The sequence below is a fragment of the Corynebacterium marquesiae genome, from assembly GCF_030229635.1.
Lineage (GTDB): Bacteria > Actinomycetota > Actinomycetes > Mycobacteriales > Mycobacteriaceae > Corynebacterium > Corynebacterium marquesiae.
This window is the reverse complement of the sequence record NZ_JASPII010000027.1, coordinates 1-5,146: the sequence shown is the minus strand read 5'-3', so window position 1 is coordinate 5,146 and position 5,146 is coordinate 1. Positions and strand designations below refer to the sequence as shown.

The following is a 5,146-nucleotide window of genomic DNA, read 5'->3' as shown; positions in this document are numbered from 1 at the left end:
CAATACCTATAAACCTAACCCCACACACAAACAACTTGACACGCTCGACTGTTTGCGTTCAGTAGCGCTCATCAAACCCCACTTGCCTTCCTCATGGAATCGCTGAGACCAAACATAGACGCACTTTTTCGAGTTCAGCGACAACTCGGCTGCAACGGCATCAGGAGACGGGATCTGTCCCGCTACATCCGGGCAATTTTGAATGGGGCGGAAGCCACCGTATGGAAAAAGCCATTAACCAACTAGCAGTCGCGAACCCAGCCGTTTCTCAGATTAAGCGTAAAGGAAACCCTCGCATACAAACAATCGGACGCCCCACGGGCCTTCACGAAACATTGGATTAGGCCACCCCAAAGCGTTAGAAACCGAGCACGACCTCACCCAGCCAGTCAGCTCAGGGCGGTTAAAGAAACGGAGCTAAACTAAACCCAGGATACTTGATACCTTCAGCAACCATACGCTACCACCTCTGCTCCAGCACTATTTGGCAACCGCGGAACTGCTCCTAAATTTCTTACTGTCTTCGTCAACTCCTGCCGAGGAATGTTTTTCTATGCCACCGTAATAGGCAACAGTGAAACAGCATTTCATTTGGCGCCATCCTCACGAAAGCCCCAGCACCATCCATTTGAGAGCCCAGTAAAAGAAACACGACACCCTCGGCCGAGCCTCACTCCAAAGCAGGAGACGCTCCAGACGCATGACGATCAATTTTCACTCCGACAACACTAATATTGCATATTTCTCAAACCGCTCAAATTGAATTATTCCTAGGTACTCAGTACTCTTACAGCAAAAGTTCGATCACGATGAACTCCATCAACTAGGTTCCCCTACCCCCCTACCCCGGAAGATATGAAACATTTAAATATAAAAATTGCCGCCGCCTTCATTACCCTCACCACCGGCCTAACAATGGCCCAGAGTGCTAACGCTGCGCAGGGGCAAGAGATGGTCACTTTCGGTGATTCTTTCACCGCCAATGGAGGCGCTCCAGGCAACCGCGGAGCCAAAAGCCCCTACAAACCGTATATCAACATCCACCCTTGTTTTAACGACAAGCGAAACTGGGCACACCAAACCGCCAAGAACCTCAACCACTCTATTGCGGACTATTCTTGCAACGGGACCAGCTACTGGCTCGACGCTTACGTCAACAATGCCATCGAAACTGGAAACATTGGCCAAAACACCAAAGAAGTTGTCTTCATGTACGGTGGCCTCCAACCTGACACCTATGTAGATGCCCTTGCTAATGCCACTCTCCCTAACATTCCCAAGGGATCAAACTACCGCGGACTACTCGGCTACCAGTTCAACAAGATCCGCAAAGTAGCCCCCAACGCACGCATCACTATGGTTAACTACACCCCCATGACTGTGAACGACACTTTATGCGCCATTAACCATGGCAATTACATCCTTCCCATTTCCTTTCCAGGAGCCACCCTCGCAGAAGAAGAATTCAACCGAGAGATTGGACGCGCTGCGCACGCACTCGGCGCTAACTTCATCAATCTCCATGACCAAGCCAAAACCCATGACACTTGCCAGCCAGACACCTCCCAACGCTGGGCTGTAGCAGTTCAAACACCAACTGCACCATCTGTTATGCCCATGCACCCAACAGATGTAGGACACGACGGTATGGCCCAAATCATCACCCGAGAACTCCAAAACCACTAGCAAATCAGGCACGGTTCCCTATCAGACCAACAAGAAATCTGATTGAAAACAACGACATTTAAACGAAAACGGAAGATGAAAACTTACACCAAAATCTCTGCAATAGCCGCCGCAACCGCAGTTGTCATCGCAGGACACACCTCCGCCGTCGCCGCAACACCAGGCAACACCGTCCTCACCGGTGACAGCGTAGTAGCCAACCCAACCGTACCTGACTACTGGAAGAATAAAGCAAACATCAAAGTAAACACCGGTGTCGGCTGTGTTACAGACGGGGCCATCGCCGACGAAATCGCCAACGCATCAGGCGGCGCACACGTCGACCAGTACCAATGCGCAGGCGCCTCCTTTTCCACCGGCGGTGTACATATCGACAATACCCTGCGCACCGCAGCTCAACACGGTGATCTCAACCCACAAACCAAAAACGTAGTCATCGTCGCAGGAGCCAATGACACCTATCCCTACGGCCCCGACGTCCAAGCATCAGACCGCGCAATCCGCGACGGCCTCCGCAATGCCATCAACATCGCCCACCACCACGCACCCAACGCCAAAGTCATGGTAGTCGGCTACCCCCACGTCTCTTTCAACAACATGTCCTGCTACAACAGCGGACTCGGTTCATCCAACCCCCTCCCCATTCCGGCGGGCAACACTGCAGGTACCGAGCAACGCCTACAGAACACTCTCCGCGAAGTAGCACAACAAAACAACGCCACCTTCCTCGACGCATGGCCAATGTCCGTAGGTCACGAAGCCTGTTCCCCAGACCGCTGGTGGGTAAACCTCATCGACATTATGCCACCAGCACCAGGCAATCTTCCTCTCCACCTCAATGCTCACGGCACTCACGCCTACGGCCAATTCATCGGACACAACCTCGCTAAGTAACCCAAACAACAAAGATTCCCGTGCAGCTCCAAAATGCACGGGAATTTCTCGTCTAACGAGAAAAACACCCATGAAAACCACAAAAATCAACACAGCACTCGCCACCGCAGCACTAACAATCACACTCCTAGCCCCCACCGCACAAGCCCTCCAACCAGGAGACAAATACGTAGCACTCGGCGACTCCTACGCCTCAACCGGAACCGTCACACAACCTGTCCCTGGCAGCACCCCAGCCTGCGTCAAAGACCAAGACAACTACCCACACCAGCTAGCCAAACAACTCAACCTACAACTCGACGATGCCTCCTGCGCCTGGGCATTCACCTATCAATACGACAACCCCCAACACCACGCACTCCCCCTCACCGCCCCAACCCCACAAAAGCAACACCTCACACCCGACACCAAACTAGTCACCATCACACTCGGAGGAAACGACGCAGGACTAGCTGCCCTCTTCGCAACCTGCACCCCACACATCCAAATCCCTGGGCTCCCCGACTGCGCCCCCATCGCAGGCCCCATAACCGACGCAAGCATCCACAACCCCGACATCACCGGCCGAAACCTAAAACAACGCCTCATCGACATAGCCAACGACGCCAAAAGACGCGCACCCCAAGCCCAGATCTTCTTCACTGGATACTACACAGCAGCCACCCCAGAACACCGCTGTCCCGAAAGCGGCTACCTCTCCCTCAACGACCGCAAATACATCAACAACTTCCTCACCGAAGTCAACCGCACTATCCAGCAAGCAGCACAAGAAACGCATACTAACTACATCACCCCGCCAAACGACCCCGAAGGATGGTGCAAACCCCCGCACCAACGAAACTCAAACTACTACGGTCTACCCGAACAAAATCTCATCGCCCACCCCACCTCACTAGGCCAAAAACACATGGCCCAAGAAATCGCACGCAACATCCACTAACACAACACTCCAAACCCAAACCACATCACCCAAACCACCCAAAAAGTCAAACTCCCCCTCATCCCCAAACAAGCCCCCTACATTGAGGTTACCCTCGTTTAGTGGACACCCTATTTGTACGGATCTTGTGTCCGTAGGAGAGGATGTTCATTGTGAGTCAACAGCGCAAGAAGTACACGCCGGAGTACCGGCGTGAGGCCGCGAACCTGGTAATCGAGTCGCAGCGCCCGATCGCTCATGTGGCTAAGGAGATCGGTGTTTCCGCCGGGCTTTTAGGCCGGTGGGTCAAACTCGAGCGTGAACGCCGAGGAGCATCAGATGGGATGAGTGAGTCTGATCTTCGTGCTGAGAATGCTCGTCTGCGCCGTGAGCTGGCTGAGGCCAAGATGGATAATGAGTTTTTGTCAAAAGCGACAGCCTTCTTCGCCGCAAAGCAACGCGAGCAGAAAAGTTCGAATTAATGCAACGAGAGAAGGCGAACTACAGCATCAAGCGCATGGCACGACTATTAAAAGTATCTCGGTCTGGATATTACAAATGGGACCATGCGCAGCAGAAACGGCTATCTGGCGAAGATGATCGTGTTGCATTTTACGATGGCGTTGACCGTAAGATTCATCAGATTTGGAAAGACTCCGATGAGGTTTATGGTGCTCCGCGGATCACCGCAGAACTTACCGAGCGCTACCAGATCACCTTGAATCGCAAGACTGTGGCTAAGCGGATGCGCATGATGGGCATTGAAGGGATTTCACCGCGTGCCTTTGTCCCAGTGACTACAATCCAAGCCAAGCGTAAGTCAACTCTTCCCGACCTGGTCAAGCGCATGTTTGATACTGGTCAGCTCAACCGAGTATGGATGTCAGATATTACCTACCTGCGCACCGGTGAAGGCTGGTTGTACTTGTGCGCGGTCCGCGATGGTCATTCCCGCAGGGTACTGGGCTGGGCTATGGATAGTGTTCAAGATACATACCTGGTCGAACGGGCCCTGCGGATGGCGCATACGCTGCGCGGTGATGTTCCTGATGGGCTGGTGTTTCACGCTGACCGCGGGACGCAATTCACCAGTGAGAAGCTCTGGAAGGTTTGCCGCAGCCTGGGCATTGCCCAGTCTGTGGGGCGTACGGGCGTGTGCTTCGATAACGCGATGGCCGAGTCGTTCTGGTCGACGTTAAAGACCGAATTCTATGACCGTAAGCGCTGGGCGACCCGTGATGCCGCGCGTAAGGCTGTTGCCTACTGGATTGAAGTCGTCTACAACCGCCGGCGCCGGCACTCTGCACTCGGGATGGTCAGCCCCGTCGACTTCGAGAACCACGCCGACTCAATTATCAGCAGAAAAGAAATAGCTGCCTAACCACCAGGTAGCTCCACTACGTGTCCACGATTTGCGGGCAACCCCAACATCCACTACTCCTCCGGCACAACAGGGGCCTCCAAAGGAATCCAACGCAAAGAACCCACCTTCCCAGTAACCCTCGGCGCCATCCTCGACAACCTCGACCGGCACGCCAACCAAACCATCTACATCCCCTGCACCCTCTTCCATACTTGGGGCATCGGAGCCCTCAACATCGCCATCGCAGGAACCTGCACAATGATCATGTCCCGGCACTTGGACTA

Annotated in this window: 5 protein-coding genes; 4 read left to right on the top strand and 1 reads right to left on the bottom strand. The window is 53.7% G+C overall.

Annotated features, from left to right (window positions below; translation table 11 throughout):
• Positions 1-855: 855 nt before the first annotated feature.
• The 4 genes from QP971_RS11140 to QP971_RS11125 all read left to right on the top strand — a co-directional run bounded on the left by QP971_RS11140 (position 856) and on the right by QP971_RS11125 (position 4,880).
• On the top strand, positions 856-1,686 hold the full coding sequence (locus tag QP971_RS11140; protein WP_284792394.1) for a GDSL-type esterase/lipase family protein: 831 nt from the start codon (positions 856-858) through the stop codon (positions 1,684-1,686).
• 75 nt (positions 1,687-1,761) lie between these two features.
• Positions 1,762-2,580: a GDSL-type esterase/lipase family protein gene (locus QP971_RS11135; protein ID WP_284792393.1), complete on the top strand. Its 819-nt coding sequence runs from the start codon at positions 1,762-1,764 to the stop codon at positions 2,578-2,580.
• A gap of 70 nt (positions 2,581-2,650) precedes the next feature.
• Positions 2,651-3,520, top strand: coding sequence for an SGNH/GDSL hydrolase family protein (locus QP971_RS11130; RefSeq protein WP_284811918.1), 870 nt, complete (start codon positions 2,651-2,653; stop codon positions 3,518-3,520).
• 143 nt (positions 3,521-3,663) lie between these two features.
• Positions 3,664-4,880 (top strand): IS3 family transposase gene (locus tag QP971_RS11125; protein ID WP_284811915.1). Its coding sequence is split into 2 segments (ribosomal slippage): positions 3,664-3,925 and positions 3,925-4,880, totalling 1,218 coding nucleotides; the frame shifts between segments, so codons are not numbered across the junction.
• Here QP971_RS11125 and QP971_RS11120 read toward each other — a convergent pair.
• Positions 4,848-5,146 (bottom strand): hypothetical protein (locus QP971_RS11120; RefSeq protein ID WP_284811913.1); only part of this gene is annotated, 299 nt, incomplete at its 5' end. The genes QP971_RS11125 and QP971_RS11120 overlap by 33 nt on opposite strands.

What these genes read in the sequence shown, in the direction of transcription:
- QP971_RS11140 (WP_284792394.1), top strand. Translation starts at nt 856, where the DNA reads ATGAAACATTTAAATATAAAAATTGCCGCCGCCTTCATTACCCTCACC.
- QP971_RS11135 (WP_284792393.1), top strand. Translation starts at nt 1,762, where the DNA reads ATGAAAACTTACACCAAAATCTCTGCAATAGCCGCCGCAACCGCAGTT.
- QP971_RS11130 (WP_284811918.1), top strand. Translation starts at nt 2,651, where the DNA reads ATGAAAACCACAAAAATCAACACAGCACTCGCCACCGCAGCACTAACA.